This window comes from Tardiphaga sp. 285_C5_N1_2 (assembly GCF_052076065.1).
Taxonomy (GTDB): Bacteria; Pseudomonadota; Alphaproteobacteria; order Rhizobiales; family Xanthobacteraceae; genus Tardiphaga; species Tardiphaga robiniae.
In genome coordinates this window covers 125,738-141,277 of the sequence record NZ_CP197241.1, presented here as the reverse complement: position 1 = coordinate 141,277, position 15,540 = coordinate 125,738, and the positions used below count along the sequence as shown (strand labels likewise).

The 15,540-nt window shown below is 62.4% G+C and carries 12 protein-coding genes; 3 read left to right on the top strand and 9 right to left on the bottom strand.

The genetic code is table 11. The features are described 5' to 3' along the window. Window positions 1-121 precede the first annotated feature (121 nt). A complete protein-coding gene (locus AB7951_RS00650; RefSeq protein WP_089267776.1) occupies window positions 122-1,060 on the bottom strand; it encodes a peptidylprolyl isomerase in 939 nt (312 codons plus the stop codon). A gap of 369 nt (window positions 1,061-1,429) precedes the next feature. On the opposite strand from AB7951_RS00650, the gene secA reads away from it, so the two are divergent. Both secA and AB7951_RS00640 read left to right on the top strand, forming a co-directional pair. Then, a complete protein-coding gene (secA, locus tag AB7951_RS00645) occupies window positions 1,430-4,276 on the top strand; it encodes a preprotein translocase subunit SecA (RefSeq protein ID WP_439061999.1) in 2,847 nt (948 codons plus the stop codon). A gap of 203 nt (window positions 4,277-4,479) precedes the next feature. Continuing rightward, window positions 4,480-5,187 carry an MgtC/SapB family protein gene (locus AB7951_RS00640; protein ID WP_093757530.1) on the top strand — a complete coding sequence of 236 codons (708 nt, stop codon included), beginning with the start codon at window positions 4,480-4,482 and terminating at the stop codon, window positions 5,185-5,187. A gap of 29 nt (window positions 5,188-5,216) precedes the next feature. Here AB7951_RS00640 and AB7951_RS00635 read toward each other — a convergent pair whose 3' ends face one another. Together AB7951_RS00635 and AB7951_RS00630 are read right to left on the bottom strand one after the other, a co-directional pair. After that, a complete protein-coding gene (locus AB7951_RS00635) occupies window positions 5,217-6,725 on the bottom strand; it encodes a L,D-transpeptidase family protein (RefSeq protein ID WP_120287410.1) in 1,509 nt (502 codons plus the stop codon). A 399-nt stretch (window positions 6,726-7,124) separates the two neighbouring features. Further along, complete coding sequence (locus AB7951_RS00630) at window positions 7,125-7,781, bottom strand: J domain-containing protein (protein WP_089267780.1); 657 nt, start codon at window positions 7,779-7,781, stop codon at window positions 7,125-7,127. 137 nt (window positions 7,782-7,918) lie between these two features. Between AB7951_RS00630 and AB7951_RS00625 the strand changes: the two genes are divergently transcribed. Beyond that, complete coding sequence (locus AB7951_RS00625) at window positions 7,919-8,191, top strand: BolA family protein (protein WP_120287411.1); 273 nt, start codon at window positions 7,919-7,921, stop codon at window positions 8,189-8,191. A gap of 167 nt (window positions 8,192-8,358) precedes the next feature. On the opposite strand, the gene AB7951_RS00620 is transcribed toward AB7951_RS00625, so the two are convergent. The 6 genes from AB7951_RS00620 to AB7951_RS00595 form a co-directional block, all read right to left on the bottom strand. Further along, window positions 8,359-8,586 (bottom strand): formate dehydrogenase subunit delta, encoded by a 228-nt coding sequence (locus tag AB7951_RS00620; protein ID WP_068729526.1) that lies wholly within the window; start codon window positions 8,584-8,586, stop codon window positions 8,359-8,361. Beyond that, on the bottom strand, window positions 8,558-9,415 hold the full coding sequence (gene fdhD / locus AB7951_RS00615) for a formate dehydrogenase accessory sulfurtransferase FdhD (RefSeq protein WP_120287412.1): 858 nt from the start codon (window positions 9,413-9,415) through the stop codon (window positions 8,558-8,560). Before fdhD ends, AB7951_RS00620 begins: the two co-directional genes overlap by 29 nt. Window positions 9,416-9,430: 15 nt before the next feature. Further along, the gene (gene fdhF / locus AB7951_RS00610) at window positions 9,431-12,340 is read right to left on the bottom strand and encodes a formate dehydrogenase subunit alpha (protein ID WP_120287413.1); all 2,910 of its coding nucleotides are present in this window, start codon (window positions 12,338-12,340) and stop codon (window positions 9,431-9,433) included. An 11-nt stretch (window positions 12,341-12,351) separates the two neighbouring features. Then, window positions 12,352-13,923, bottom strand: coding sequence for a formate dehydrogenase beta subunit (locus AB7951_RS00605; protein ID WP_120287414.1), 1,572 nt, complete (start codon window positions 13,921-13,923; stop codon window positions 12,352-12,354). Beyond that, window positions 13,920-14,411: a formate dehydrogenase subunit gamma gene (locus tag AB7951_RS00600; protein WP_089267785.1), complete on the bottom strand. Its 492-nt coding sequence runs from the start codon at window positions 14,409-14,411 to the stop codon at window positions 13,920-13,922. The genes AB7951_RS00605 and AB7951_RS00600 overlap by 4 nt, the downstream gene beginning before the upstream one ends. Before the next feature lie 178 nt (window positions 14,412-14,589). Further along, complete coding sequence (locus tag AB7951_RS00595; protein ID WP_120287415.1) at window positions 14,590-15,489, bottom strand: LysR family transcriptional regulator; 900 nt, start codon at window positions 15,487-15,489, stop codon at window positions 14,590-14,592. Window positions 15,490-15,540: the final 51 nt, after the last annotated feature.

Here is a 15,540-nt window from a genome sequence, read left to right as displayed (position 1 = left end):
TGCCGAGCCCGGCAACTAAAACTCCGTCATGCCCGGGCTTGTCCCGGCCATGACAGCGTATGTGTTACAGGCAGCAAAAAGCCCGCCCTCTCGACAGAGGGCGGGCTTTTCGAGTCCAGAATTACTTCTTCGCCGGAGCCATCTTGCTGTCGGCCGGCTTCGGCGCGTCCTTGGCAGCAGGCGCGGCGGGTGCCGCCGGAGCAGGCGTTGCGGCGGCCTGATCGATACGCTCAACCTTCGCACCTTCACGCAGCTTGGTGACGTAGTCGGCCTGCGCCTTGCGCACGACATACTGTTCGATCTGCGGCTTCACCTGGTCGAATTCCGGCGCCTTGCGGTTGCGCTTTTCCTCGACCTTGATGATGTGCCAGCCGAACTGCGACTTCACGGGGTCCGAGATCTTGCCCGGCTCCAGCGCGAAGGCAACGGCGGAGAATTCCGGCACCATCTGGTCCTTGGTGAAGAAACCCAGATCGCCGCCATCGGCCGCGCCCGGATCCTTCGACTTCTTCTTGGCGAGTTCGGCGAAATCGGCGCCCTTCTTCAGCTCGTCGGCGACCGTCTTGGCCTCGGCCTCGCTCTCCACCAGGATGTGGCGGGCATGGACTTCGGCTTCGCCGGTGATCTGCTTGGCCGCGTCCTCATAGACCTTCTTCATGTTGTCGTCGGTCAGGGCTTCCTTGCCCTCGACGGCCAGGAGGTTGTCCATCAGCAGACGATTACGGGCGAAGGCCAGCTTGGACTTGAAATCCTCACGATCGGCGATCTTCTTGTCCTCGGCAGCCTTGGCGACGATCTTCATGTCGATCAGGAACGACAGCACATTGTCCTTCCGGGTCGCGGGATCCATCTGGGCGAGGCTCGGGCCGAGCTCTTCCTCGGCAATGGTGACGTCGCTCTGGCGGATTTCCTGGCCGTTGACCTTGGCGAGGACCGGATTGGCATCCTGCGCGTAAACCGGGAAACTGGTGAGAAAGGCCACCGCAACGGCGCCGGTCAGGGCAGCCAGGGTGCGGCCCGGGCGCAGGCCCGGCGTCAGGGCGAGCGATACGAAGGTCATGGAAAATCCTTATCTCGGATAAGAGCCTGTTGGGGACGGCGGACACTCTCCCAAACGTACCGTCTTGGCAACGCGAAAACTCTGTCAAAATGATGAAATCCTTGAGAGGTTCGCGCCGTTGACAACCCCCCACACGGGCCATATCTCTCCCCGACCGGGCCGGTGGCGAAGGCGCGATTTCGGCCGCGCCGTGGTCATTGAACCCCTGATTGCCCTGCTCCCACTCATCTCCCGGGGTCTTGCTTTTTTGGCACTCCCGCACCGGGGTCCAGACAGCAATCCGCCACAGACTTTGGATATGACGAGGCTGGGCGACCGCTGCACCATTCCACGGCCTTCGGGCCGCATTGCTAAAGACAGGATTTCGTGATGATCGGCGCGCTCGCCCGCAAGTTCTTCGGCTCTGCCAACGACCGCCGCGTCAAGGGATATCAATCGCGTGTTGCCGCGATCAACGCGCTGGAACCTGAGGTCGCAGCGCTGTCGGACGATGCGCTCAAAGCGCGCACCGCCGAGTTCAAGGCGCAGTTAGGGGCCGGCAAGACTCTCGACCATCTCCTCGTTCCCGCTTTCGCCACCGTCCGCGAAGCCGCCAAGCGCACCCTCGGCCAGCGCCACTTCGACGTGCAGCTGATCGGCGGCATGGTGCTGCATGAGGGCGACATCGCCGAGATGAAGACCGGCGAAGGCAAGACGCTGGTCGCCACGCTCGCCGTCTATCTGAACGCGCTCGCCGGTCAGGGCGTGCATGTCGTGACCGTCAACGACTACCTCGCCAAGCGCGATAGCGGCTGGATGGGCCAGATCTACAGCTTCCTGGGCCTCACCACCGGCGTGATCGTTCACGGCCTCGACGATGCCGAGCGCCAGGCGGCCTATGCCTGCGACATCACCTACGGCACCAACAACGAATACGGCTTCGACTATCTGCGTGACAACATGAAGTACCGGCTGGAGGATATGGTCCAGCGCAAGCACTTCTATGCCATCGTCGACGAAGTCGACTCGATCCTGATCGACGAAGCGCGTACGCCGCTGATCATCTCCGGCCCGCTCGACGACCGCTCGGAATTCTACAACACCATCGACACCTTCCTGCCCAAGCTCGAAAAGGTCATCGACTTCGAAGTCGACGAGAAGCAGCGCACCGTGACGCTGACCGAAGCCGGCATGGAGAAGATCGAAACCTTGCTGCGCGATGCCGGCCAGCTCAAGGGCGAGACGCTGTATGACGTCGAGAACGTCTCCGTCGTGCATCACATCAATCAGGCGCTGCGCGCCCACTCGCTGTTCAACCGCGACAAGGACTACATCGTCCGCGACGACGAAGTGATCATCATCGACGAGTTCACCGGCCGCATGATGCAAGGTCGCCGTTATTCGGAAGGCCTGCACCAGGCGCTGGAAGCCAAGGAACATGTGACGGTCCAGCCGGAAAACCAGACGCTGGCCTCGATCACGTTCCAGAACTACTTCCGCATGTACAAGAAACTGGCCGGCATGACCGGTACGGCTCTGACCGAAGCGGATGAGCTGTTCGACATCTACAAGCTCGAAGTCGTCGAAGTGCCCACCAATGTTGGCATCGGCCGCATGGACGAGGACGACGAGGTCTATCGCACCCAAGACGAGAAGCACGCCGCCATCCTCGCCGAAATCGAGCGCGCCAATGCGCGGATGCAGCCGGTACTGGTCGGCACCGCGTCGATCGAAAAATCGGAAGTGCTTGGCGAGTATCTGCTCAAGAACGGCTACAAGCTGATCGACTTCACCAAGCCGAAGGCGATGGACAAGCTCTATGCGGCCGCGCGTTCCGGCAAGCCGGCGAAACTGTTCGCGGTCCTGAATGCGCGCTTCCATGAGCAGGAAGCCTATATCGTCGCCGAAGCCGGCGTCCCCGGCGCCATCACCATCGCCACCAACATGGCCGGCCGCGGCACCGACATCAAACTCGGCGGCTCGGTCGAGATGCGCGCGCAGATCGAAACGGCCGAGATCGCCGACGAGGCCGAGAAGGCCGCCAAGATCGCCGAGATCAAGGCCGAGATCGAGCGTTTCCGCGAGATCGTGCTGAACGCCAAGGAAGTGGTCGAGATCGAGCCCGCCAAGGGCAGCAAGCCGGCCAAGACCGTCGAGAAGCCCGGCGGCCTCTACATCATGGGCTCCGAGCGCCACGAGTCACGCCGCATCGACAACCAGCTCCGCGGCCGCTCCGGCCGTCAGGGCGACCCTGGCCGGTCCAAGTTCTTCCTGTCGCTGGAAGACGACCTGATGCGCATCTTCGGTTCGGATCGTCTCGATACGATGCTGACGCGCCTCGGCCTGAAGGAAGGCGAAGCGATCATCCATCCGTGGATCAACAAGGCGCTCGAAAAGGCCCAGCAGAAGGTCGAAGCGCGCAACTTCGACATCCGCAAGAACCTGCTGAAATATGACGACGTACAGAACGACCAGCGCAAGGTGATCTTCGAGCAGCGCGTCGACCTGATGCAGAACGATAGCGTCGCCGAGACCGTCAACGACATGCGCCGCGCCTTCGTCGAGGATCTCGTCACCAAACACGTGCCGGAAAACCAGTATGCCGAGCAGTGGGACGTGGCCGGCCTGAAGGAAGAGCTCAAGCGCGTGCTCGACCTCGATCTTCCGGTGGACGAATGGGCCAAGGAAGAAGGCATCGCTGACGAGGAGCTGCTCAACCGTATCGAGCAGAAGGCCGACGAGCACATGGCCGCGAAGGTCGCCCAGTGGGGCCCCGACGTGATGCGTTACGTCGAGAAGACGATCCTGCTGCAGACGCTGGATCATCTGTGGCGCGAACATCTGGTGATGCTGGATCACCTGCGTCAGGTCATCGGCCTGCGCGGCTACGGCCAGCGCGATCCGCTGCAGGAATACAAGGCGGAAGCCTTCAACCTGTTCGAGGCGATGATCGCCAATCTGCGCGAAGCCGTCACCGCACAATTGATGCGCGTCGAAATCGTGCCGCCGGACGTGCAGCCCGAACTGCCTGTCATGGAAGCCCACAAGCTCGACTACAACACCGGCGAAGACGAAATGGCCTTCGCCAATGCGGCGCTGGCACCGATGGGCCAGCAACAGCCCGCCGTCGCCCGCGACCCGAACAACCAGGACACCTGGGGCAAGGTCGGCCGCAACGAAGATTGTCCCTGCGGCTCCGGCAAGAAGTTCAAGCACTGCCACGGGCGGTATGCGTAAGCTGACCACCGGGTAGATCGCGAAGCCATCTGAAATCCCTCCCCGTTCGGGAGGGATTTTTCTTTGGGCTGTTGGTTCCACGCATTCACGCAGCCAAGCACTGCGCTGGACGACGCTGACGACGATTGGACAACGCGCCGCAGAGGATTAGCCTGTTTCATCGTGCCGACACGAGCGACCGCAGGAATGAGGGGGGCGTGCCGATGATGTCCAATTCCGAAATGCTGATCCGCCTGATCTCCGCCGCGGCGCTCGGCAGTCTGATCGGTTTCGAGCGGGAGCGGCTGCTCTGGGCCGCGGGCATCCGCACGCATATGCTGGTCTGCGTCGGCTCCTGCCTGATCATGCTGGTCTCGCAATACGGCTTCTCCAACATCCTGCTCACGCAATCCAATGTCGTGCTCGATCCATCGCGTATCGCGGCGCAGGTGGTGTCCGGCATCGGCTTTCTCGGCGCAGGATCGATCCTTGCGCGCGGCGAGATCGTCAAGGGACTGACTACAGCAGCAAGTATCTGGACGGTGGCAGCGATCGGGCTTGCGGTCGGCGGAGGATTGTATCTCGCGGCCGGCGCATCGACGGTGATCATCCTGATCATCCTCGTCGGTATCAAGCCGCTCGAGGAAGCCTATCGCTCGCGCAACCAGACCTGCATGCTGAAGGTGGAAGTCGAGAACAACGGCCTGACGCCGGAATTACTCCGCGAGACGTTGTCGCTGCGCGCCGGCCAGGTGAAGCGCTTCCTCGTGGAAAGCCGCGATCCCCAGGGCACCGACCAGCTCTCGATCCTGCTCAGCAAGGTGTCGTCACAGGATATCGCGAGCTATCCTTCGAAGCTGCAGGAGCTCGACGGCGTGCGTCAGGTGAGTATTGTCAAACGCGTCAGCGACCACGGCGCCAAACACACCTGAGCGATATGTCTGCAGGAAGAGCGACGCGCCTAGCGCATCGCCGAGAAGCGGTCCGTGAACGAATTCGCGGACACGACCGGGGCTGCGCCTGACAGCGCGGCTGTGCCGGCGCCGCCGCCGGAGGCTGGCGTGGATGATTCGGCCGACAGCGTCGGCTTGAGCGGCGGGCGTGGGGTGACGACGAGCGGTGCGGGTGCAGCGGCCGGCTTCGCTGCAGCTACAGAAGCAGGCGTCGCAGGAGCAGCCGACGGGGCGGCCTTGCTGGCGACGGCCTTCGGCTTTGCGGCCGGTGTCGGCACGGGAGCGGCTGGCGCCGTAGTTGCGGTCGTGGTCGTTTCCGAGCCGCCGATGCCGACCTTCTTGGCGAGATTGCTGAAGAAGCCACCATCCGACGAGGCCGACGCGACACGCGTGGAGGGCGCGGCGACGACGGGTTCTTCCGACGCTGCGAAAAGCGAGGCCGAATAGGACGTCGAGGCCGCAGCAGTGGCCTTCGGCGGATTGACGTGCGGCGGGATAGTGCCCGGTGCGCGCGAATAGGCGGCGGTCTGCACGCCCGGCGGCTCCGGATCCGACAGGCCGGTGGCGCCATCGGGCAGTTTGGAGGCGAAGACGCGGTTCATGCCGCCGTCGATATCGGGACGGCGCTGCGCTACCGGCGTGCCCTTGGCAACCAGTTCGGCAATCTTCGCATCATCCTGCGCCTGCTTGGCGCTGACGGCATCGGCGATCTCGGACGGGATCTGGTAGACCGGGCACTTGGCCGAGGCATTGAACACCAGCGGCTTGGTCGATCCCGCAGGCGCGGCCGGATCAAACACATACTTGTTCTCGCAGAACTCGACCTTCGGCTCCTGCCGCGTCACTTCGAAATGATCATAGCCCTGCTTGATCATCTTCCAGAACGGCATGTTCGGGTTGTTGCGATGCTTGGCCATGTTGACCGGCGTCATCTTGAACGGAAACGCCGCGAACTGGAACGAGCGCTGCCCGCCGAAGAAAGACTCACGACCCAGCGAATAGATCTCGGCGATCTGTTCGTCGGTCATGGCGAAGCAGCCGCGCGACGAACAATCGCCATGCACCATCAGTTGCGAACCGGTGCGTCCCAGCGACTTGTCGAAGGCGTTGGGGAAACCTGTATTGAAGGAGAGATAATAGGACGAGCGCGGATTCATCTGCGCCGGCGTGATCGCATAGAAACCTTCCGGTGCCTGACGATCGCCTTCCTTGACCTTGGGGCCGAGATCGCCGGACCAGCGGCAGATCGGATAGGTCTTCAGCAGTGCAAACTGGCCGGAGCGATTCTGCTTCCAGACTTCGAGTTCGGCTTCCTGCTTGAACACACGGACCAGCATCGGCGACTGCAGGTCCATGTCCTTTTCGGTCATCTCGGCGACGAGCTTGGGAGGAACGGGCTGGTTCGCCTTCGCGTTGCTGGCGAGCGACATGTCTTCGCCGTTGCAGCCGGCCAGCACCACGCCTGTCGCAAGTACGACCGACGTCAGCAGCGCGCGAACAAGCGAGCGATGTTTCAAAGCCAAGCTCCGCAGCCGACGGGACGTCGACACCCCAAGGAATAAAGACAAATGAGCCCTTATTCGTACGCAAATATTAGCCTTAAGGCCCCTTGCTCGCAAGGCAACTGGCCGTGACCAGCTGGTTCCGTTCCGGCGATGGTCAACAGAGATTGAAGATCTCAGGCCGGGCGGAATTGCGGCGGTATCTGGCGGGAAGGCGAATTAAGCAGGCGGCGATGGGTTATGCTTAATAGTTTGGCAGCGCTCTCGGCCGTCATGGCCGGGCTTGTCCCGGCCACCTACGTCTTTGTTCACTCGCCACCAAAGACGTGAATGCCCGGCACATCCAGCGAAGCTCGCTTCACGCTGGCCGGACGCGACGAACATTGGCAAGGGCGTGGACAATCTCGGAGCGCCTCAGGAGCCCCGGACCACAGTCTTCAAGTAGTTGTAAGCCTTGATGATTTCGATCAAGCGGTCCTCGGTGGAGCGGTCGCCGCCATTGGCGTCGGGGTGGTGCTGCTTCACCAGCGCTTTGTACTGCGCCTTGACGTCGTCCAGCGTCGCGCTGGGGCCGAGACCCATGACTTGCAGCGCCTTGCGCTCGGCATTGAAGATCTTGCGGGTTTCTTCCTTGATCGGCTGCTGCGGCTTGCGGGCCCGGCCGCGCCCCATACCCATGCCGTTCATCTCGTTGAACATGGCAAACGGATCAATCGCGCCGTCGAGGTCGGGCTGCCCGGCCTTGGTTTTGTCCGCAGAGCCGTTGGCGCCCATCTTCCAGGTCGGACGATGGCCGGTCAGCGCGTCCTTCTGGTACTTGGCGACCGCGTCCGGGGCCATGCCCTGGAAGAAGTTGTAGCCCTGATTGTATTCGCGGACATGGTTCAGGCAGAAGTGCCAGTATTCCTTGTCCTGCGCACGGCCCTTGGGCGCGCGGTGCGGACCCTTGTTCTTGCACTCGGGCCACTCGCACATAATAGCTTCTTCGCGCGCAGCGGCCTGCTGCTTCGCGCTCAGCTTGTTCGGCTTGATACGGATGCTGTCGAAGAATTTGGATGAGTCGATGGGCATGGCTGACTATGACAACGCAATGCAAAAAGCTTCAAGTCTTGACATTCCGATTACCTCATTCGGCGCCCTGCGCCGCACCAATATGGTCGCCACATCGTGATTGACCATGAGTGGGGCGAACCGCTAAGCCGGCCATCATGACCATGAAAGATAACATCACAAAGAAGCTGACAGAGGCTTTCGCGCCCCTCAGCCTCAACGTTTCAGATGAATCGCATCTGCATGCCGGTCACATGGGCCACCGCCCGGAGGGTGAAACCCACTTCAGGGTCAATATTGTGTCGGAGGCCTTCGAAGGGAAGAGCCGGATCGACCGCCATCGCATGATCAACGAACTGCTAGCGGCGGAACTTGCGGGAACGGTACATGCGCTGGCGCTGAAACCGCAGACGCCGAAGGAAGCGGGTTAGGTTTCGTCGCGGCACCCTACACCGTCATTCCGGGGCGCGAGCGCCGCTTGGCGATCGCGCCCCGGAATCTCAGCATGGGAGTCTCCGACAGCGCCATGCCATGTCCAGATTCCGGGTTCGCGTGCACGAAGACGCCCGCGCCCCGGAATGACGAGTGCGGGTTGGTCCTACTTCTTCAGCGAAGCGATCGCCTCGAGCACATTCGGCTTCAGCCCGGCGCCGCCCGCATCCAGATGTTCGAAGATCTTCTTCCGCATGCGCGGATCCCAGAACTTCTTGATGTGCTCGGCAATGCCGGCCACGGCGTGATCGTGGCCCTGGCTGTTGAAGAAGTCGCCGATCTGGTTGGCCATGTAGATCAGCCGGTCAGGCGACGTCGATGTGTGGGTGTCCATGCTCTTGCCCTGATGCATCCGCGGTGACGCCGTGCTGACGCACGCGATGCTGATGTGTGAAAACTTCGAACCCGTCGCTGCGCGCGATCGCGGCCAACGTAATGCCTGCGGCTTCCGCCATGCGGATGGCCAGTGCGGTGGGTGCCGAGACCGACACCATGAGCGGCGCGCCGATGGCAGCCGTCTTCTGCACCATCTCGACAGAGACGCGGCTGGTCAGCAGCACGATGCCCTGCCCTGCATCGACCTTGGCCTGCGCCAGCGCGCCGGCCAGCTTGTCGAGCGCATTATGACGGCCGACATCCTCACGCAACGCGACGATGCCGTCGGCCGGCGTCCAGAACGCCGCGGCGTGCACGGCGCGGGTCTGGATGTTGACCTTCTGCAGCGGCGACAGCGTCTCCATCGCCGCCATGATCTGGTCGAAGGAGAACACGCCGCCGGGCGCGACTATGGCCGCCGGCTTAACGGCTTCCGAGATCGAGTCGATGCCACACAGACCGCAGCCCGTCGGCCCTGCGATCTGCCGGCGCCGCGCGCTGATGCTCTCGGCCTTCTCGCCTGCGAGCCACATACGCAGCTCAACGCCATCGTCGAATTCAACGGCCTCGAAACTCTCGATCTCGTCGATCGAGGTGACCACGCCTTCGCTTAGGCTGAAGCCATAGGCGAAGTCGCGATAGTCCTGCGGCGTCCCCATCATGACGGCATAGGTGCCGCCATTATAGGTGATCGCCAGCGCGGTCTCTTCCGGCACCGCGCGCAACCCCTCGCTGACGCCGGACTGGTGCCAGATCTTGCGGGGGACTGAGCGAACCGGCTCGTGCATCTCTGGTCTCCAGACCTACTCCGCGGCTTCCACGACGGGCATGGCGATCCGGCGCGACTGGCGGGCCTGCTCGTCATATTCCTTCTGCCACTCGGACGGACCGTTCGAGGGCGAGATCTGCACCGCCGTCACCTTGTATTCCGGGCAATTGGTGGCCCAGTCCGAGAACTCGGTGGTGATGACGTTGGCCTGCGTGGTCGGGTGATGGAAGGTCGTATAGACCACGCCCGGCGCCATACGCTCGGTTAGCAGCGCACGCAACGTCGTCTCGCCGGCGCGGCTCTGCAGCTTCACCCAGTCGCCGTCGCGGATGCCACGCAGTTCGGCGTCATGCGGATGCAGCTCCAGACGATCCTCTTCATGCCAGACCACATTCTCGGTGCGCCGTGTCTGCGCGCCGACATTGTACTGGCTGAGAATACGGCCGGTGGTGAGCAGCAGCGGGAAGCGCGGCCCGGTACGCTCGTCGGTGGCGATGTATTCGGTGAGCATGAACTTGCCCTTGCCGCGCACGAAGCCGTCCATATGCATAATCGGCGTGCCCAGAGGCTGCTTCTCGTTACACGGCCACTGCACCGAACCAACCTCCTCCAGCTTCGCATAGGAGACGCCGGCGAAAGTCGGCGTCAGCGCCGCGATTTCGTCCATGATCTCCGAGGGGTGATTGTAGGACATCTCATAGCCGAGTGCCTTGGCGAATCCCAAGGTCACTTCCCAATCCTCAAGACCATTCTTCGGCGACATCACCTTGCGGACGCGCTGAATGCGACGTTCGGCATTGGTGAAAGTGCCGTTCTTCTCCAGGAAGGTGGAGCCCGGGAAGAACACGTGGGCGTAGTTGGCGGTCTCGTTCAGGAACAGGTCGTGGACGATGACGCATTCCATCGCCGACAGCGCCGCGACCACATGCTTGGTGTTGGGATCGGACTGCAGGATGTCTTCGCCCTGCACGTAGAGGCCCATGAAAGTGCCTTCGGTGGCGGCATCGAACATGTTGGGGATGCGCAGGCCCGGCTCACTGTTGAGCTTGACGTTCCACATCGCTTCGAACTGCTCGCGCACCGCATCGCCAGAGATGTGGCGATAGCCCGGCAGCTCGTGCGGGAACGAGCCCATGTCGCAGGAGCCCTGCACGTTGTTCTGGCCGCGCAGCGGATTCACGCCGACGCCGGGACGGCCGATATTGCCGGTCGCCATCGCGAGGTTCGCGATCGCGATTACGGTGGTCGAACCCTGGCTGTGCTCGGTGACACCGAGACCGTAATAGATCGCACCGTTGCCACCGGTGGCGAACAAACGGGCGGCGGCGCGCAGCTCCTTCGGATCGACGCCGGTCATGATGGCGGTGGCTTCGGGGCTGTGGTTCGGCTGCGCGACAAAGGCCGCCCAGTCTTCGAACTCGCTCCAGTCACAGCGCTCGCGGATGAAGGTCTCGTCGGCGAGGCCTTCGGTGACGATGACATGCGCCAGCGCGGTGAGCACGGCGACATTGGTGCCGGGCATCAGGGGCAGATGGTGCTGTGCCTCGATATGGGCCGAGCGCACGATATCGGTTTGGCGCGGATCGACCACGATCAGCTTGGCTCCGGCGCGCAAACGCTTCTTCAGGCGCGACGCGAACACCGGATGGCCATCGGTCGGGTTCGCACCAATGATCATCACGACGTCGGTGTCTTCCACCGAGTCGAAATCCTGCGTGCCGGCCGAGGTGCCGAAGGTCGAGGACAGGCCGTAGCCGGTCGGCGAATGGCAGACGCGAGCGCAGGTATCGACATTGTTGTTGCCGAAGCCGGCGCGGATCAGCTTCTGCACCACGAATACTTCTTCATTAGTGCAGCGCGACGAGGTGATGCCGCCGATGGAATCTTTGCCGTGTTTGGCCTGGATGCCCTTGAACTTCTTGGCCGCGAAATTGAAGGCCTCATCCCATGACACTTCCTGCCATGGATCGGTGATCTTCTCCCGGATCATCGGATTGAGGATGCGCTCTTTGTGGTTCGCATAGCCCCAAGCGAAGCGGCCCTTGACGCAGGAATGGCCGCGATTGGCCTTGCCGTCCTTGTACGGCACCATGCGCACCAATTCCTCGCCGCGCATTTCCGCCTTGAAGGTACAGCCGACGCCGCAATAGGCGCAGGTGGTCACAGCGGAGTGCTCAGGCTGGCCGATCTCGATCACGGCCTTCTCGGTCAGCGTCGCGGTCGGGCAGGCCTGCACGCAGGCGCCGCAGGACACGCATTCCGAACCCAGGAAGCTCTCGCTCATGCCCGGCGAGACCCGGCTCTCGAAACCGCGGCCGGAGATCGTCAGCGCGAAAGTGCCCTGAACTTCTTCACAGGCGCGAACGCAGCGCGAGCAGACGATGCACTTGGAGGGGTCATAGGTGAAGTACGGATTCGACTCGTCCTTCGCCATCCAGTGATCGTTTTCGCAGGCTTCCGGCGAATTGTGATTGTGCTTCGGACCGGTCTTGGCGAAGACATGGTTCTCGCCGTCATAACCGTAACGCACGTCGCGCAAGCCGACGGCACCGGCCATATCCTGCAATTCGCAATCACCATTGGCGGCGCAGGTGAGACAGTCGAGCGGATGGTCGGAGATATAGAGCTCCATCACGCCCTTGCGCAGCGCCGCGAGCCGCGCATTCTGGGTATGAACCACGAGGCCTTCCATGGCCGGCGTGGTGCAGGAGGCCGGCGTGCCCGCGCGGCCTTCGATCTCGACGAGACAGAGGCGGCAGGAGCCGAAGGCATCCACCATGTCGGTGGCGCAGAGTTTCGGAATCTGCGTGCCCATCTCCATGGCGGCGCGCATGATTGAGGTGCCCTCGGGCACCGAGACGCTCTGCCCGTCAATGGTCAGCGTGACCATCTTTTCGGACTTCGAGCGCGGCGTACCAAAATCGATTTCGTGAACGAGCGACATGTGTAGCTCCTTTACTCTGCGGCCTGAAGGCGCGTGGGCACCGGGCCGAAATCATCAGGGAAATGTTTCAATGCGCTCATCACCGGATACGGCGTGAAGCCGCCCAGCGCGCAGAGCGAGCCGAACTTCATGGTGTTGCTGAGGTCCTGCAGCACGGCGATGTTCTCGGCGACGCGTTCGCCGCGGCGGATCTTGTCGATGGTCTCGACGCCGCGGGTGGAGCCGATGCGGCACGGCGTGCACTTGCCGCAGGATTCGATGGCGCAGAATTCCATCGCAAAGCGCGCCTGCTTCGACATATCGACGGTGTCGTCGAACACCACGATGCCGCCGTGGCCGATCAGGCCGTCGCGCTTGGCAAAAGCCTCGTAGTCGAATGGCGTGTCGAACAATTCGCGCGGGAAGTAGGCCCCGAGCGGACCGCCGACCTGCACCGCGCGGACCGGCTTGCCGGTGAAGGTGCCGCCGCCGATATCATCAATCAGCTCACCCAGCGTGATGCCGAAAGCGACTTCGAAGAGGCCGCCGAACTTGATGTTACCCGCGAGTTGGATCGGCATCGTGCCACGCGAGCGGCCCATACCGTAATCCGCATAGGCCTTGGCGCCGTTGTCGAGGATGAACGGGATCGCCGCAAACGAGAGGACGTTGTTGATGACCGTCGGCTTGCCGAACAGGCCTTTATGCGCCGGCAGCGGCGGCTTGGCGCGGACGATGCCGCGACGGCCTTCGAGCGACTCCAGCAGTGAGGTCTCCTCGCCGCAGACATAGGCGCCGGCGCCGACGCGGACTTCGAGATCGAATGCGTGCGCCGAGCCGCGAATCTTGTCGCCGAGGTAACCGGCGCGCTTGGCGGCAGCGATACCCTCATTCATCGCCTCGACGGCATGCGGATATTCCGAACGGATATAGATGTAGCCCTTGGTGGCGCCCACCGCGATGCCGGCAATGGTCATGCCTTCGATCACCACGAAGGGATCGCCTTCCATGATCATGCGGTCGGCGAAGGTGCCGCTGTCGCCCTCGTCCGCATTACAGACGATGAATTTGCGATCGGCCTTGGTATCGGCCACCGTCTTCCACTTGATGCCGGTCGGGAAGCCGGCCCCGCCGCGGCCACGCAGGCCGGAAGTGGTGACATCGGCAATGATGCCGGCGCTATCCAGCGTCAGCGCGCGCGTGAGGCCCTTGTAGCCGCCATGCGCGATGTAATCCTCGACTGACCGGGGATCGACGACGCCGCAGCGCACAAAGGTCAGACGCGTCTGCTTTTTGAGCCACGGAATCTCCTCCGCGACACCAAGACGCAGCGCGTGCTGGCCGTTTGCGACCATCGCATCGAGCACCGACGCAACGTCTTTCTCTTCGACCGGCCCGAAGGCGACGCGACCTTCCGGCGTCGCGACTTCGATCATCGGCTCCAGCCACAGCAATCCGCGCGAACCGGGGCGAATGATCTCGATTGCAAGCTTGCGCTTTTGAGCCTCCGCTTCGAAGGCACTGACGAGTTCATCGGCGCCGACGGAAACGGCGGCCGCATCGCGCGGAATGTAGATCTTCAGAGTTTTATCAGACGATGTCATCGCTGTGCCTCCGCGACCAGCGCATCGATGCGCTTCTCATCGAGGCGGCCAACCAGACGGCCATCGAGCATCGCCGATGGCGCCGTGGCGCAGAGCCCGAGGCAATAGATCGGCTCCAACGTAACACGCTGATCCGCCGTCGTGTTTCCGAATTTTACTCCCAATTTCGCTTCCGCGCGCGCAGCCAGCGCGTCGCCGCCGGCCGCCTGGCAAGCCTCGGCCCGGCAGATCTTCAGCACATGTTTGCCAGCCGGTTCATGCCGGAAGTCGTGATAGAAGGTGAACACGCCATGGACCTCGGCGCGCGACAGGTTACGCGCCAGCGCGATCATCGGGATTGCCGCCTCTGGCACATAACCAAAGGCTTCCTGCATCGCATGCAGAATCACGATCACGCCACCTTCCACATGGGACAGGCTCTCGATGATCTCGGTGCCTCGGTCGGCACTCCAAGGCTCATAAGCATTCGGCTCGTAGGCTGCGTTCATCCCGGTACTCAATTGATCTTATGACTGGAGAACCAATCAAAATTGGAATCGATCCAAAGATCAATAAAGCTGTCTCATGCTGCGATACGGAAACGGTATCGACACCCGGCGAAATCGATGAATTTGAAATGGTTAGCTTGGTTGCAGCGCAGCAATTGCAGCACCCGAAAAGAAGGTCTTACGCCTCCAGCGACGGCGCAACCTCCCGGGCGATCTGGACCAGCGTTGCCACCAGCGGGGTCATGGGATCGCGCTGGGGCACCACGAGGCCGACGCCGTAATTCACCACAGGATCGACGATCGGGATCATACGGACCGAGTCATTGGCGGTCAGACCCAGCGTCTCCGCCAGCTTGGCCGGCATCACGCTGGCCCAACGGCCGGTCTTCACATGGGTATAGAGCACGATAATCGAATTCGACGTCAGCATCGGCATCGCCTCGGCGCCGACCGACTTCAGGGCACGATCGATGATGCGTCGATTCTGCATATCGGGGGTCAGCAGGCACAGTGGCACTTGGCCGACTTCGCTCCAGGTGACTTCCTTGCGATCACCGAACAGGCCGTCCGGCGAGGTAAGCAGCCGGTAGCTTTCCTTGTAGAGCGGGATCGAGCGGACTTTGCCCAGCGGTTCATTTTCGATGTAGGTCAGCCCCGCATCGACCTCAAGATTTTCCAGGAGGCCCAGCACCGCCGCCGAAGTGCAGGACATGATTTTAAAGCGTACATCGGGGTGCCGCGCGCGAAACGGCGTCGTCAGCGAGGCGACCATGCCGAGCACCGTGGGAATTGCGGCGATGCGGATCTCGCCGGACAGACTGTCCTTGAGGCCGTTGATTTCCTGCTTCATCGCGCGGGCATCGCCGACGATGCGGCGTGCCCAGTCGAGCGCGCGTTCGCCTTCCGGCGTAAAGCCCTGGAAGCGCGAGCCGCGCTGCACCAGCATCACGCCGAGCATATCCTCGAGCTGCTTGAGGCTGGTGGACATGGTGGGCTGCGTCACGCCGCAAGCTTCCGCGGCGCGGCCGAAATGCCGTTCCTTCGCCAGCGACAACAGCAGTTCAAGTTTTTCGATCAAGGGACGCCCCGCTCCGACCACATCATTTTTGCCGAGGTGCGGCGCGACGAT

Bases quoted from the DNA above. Each gene is read 5' to 3' on its own strand.
- AB7951_RS00630 (WP_089267780.1), bottom strand. From the start codon at position 7,781: ATGCCCATCGACTCATCCAAATTCTTCGACAGCATCCGTATCAAGCCG.
- AB7951_RS00640 (WP_093757530.1), top strand. From the start codon at position 4,480: ATGATGTCCAATTCCGAAATGCTGATCCGCCTGATCTCCGCCGCGGCG.
- AB7951_RS00620 (WP_068729526.1), bottom strand. From the start codon at position 8,586: ATGGACACCCACACATCGACGTCGCCTGACCGGCTGATCTACATGGCC.
- AB7951_RS00625 (WP_120287411.1), top strand. From the start codon at position 7,919: ATGACCATGAAAGATAACATCACAAAGAAGCTGACAGAGGCTTTCGCG.
- AB7951_RS00650 (WP_089267776.1), bottom strand. From the start codon at position 1,060: ATGACCTTCGTATCGCTCGCCCTGACGCCGGGCCTGCGCCCGGGCCGC.
- secA (WP_439061999.1), top strand. From the start codon at position 1,430: ATGATCGGCGCGCTCGCCCGCAAGTTCTTCGGCTCTGCCAACGACCGC.
- AB7951_RS00600 (WP_089267785.1), bottom strand. From the start codon at position 14,411: ATGAACGCAGCCTACGAGCCGAATGCTTATGAGCCTTGGAGTGCCGAC.
- fdhF (WP_120287413.1), bottom strand. From the start codon at position 12,340: ATGTCGCTCGTTCACGAAATCGATTTTGGTACGCCGCGCTCGAAGTCC.
- AB7951_RS00605 (WP_120287414.1), bottom strand. From the start codon at position 13,923: ATGACATCGTCTGATAAAACTCTGAAGATCTACATTCCGCGCGATGCG.
- fdhD (WP_120287412.1), bottom strand. From the start codon at position 9,415: ATGCACGAGCCGGTTCGCTCAGTCCCCCGCAAGATCTGGCACCAGTCC.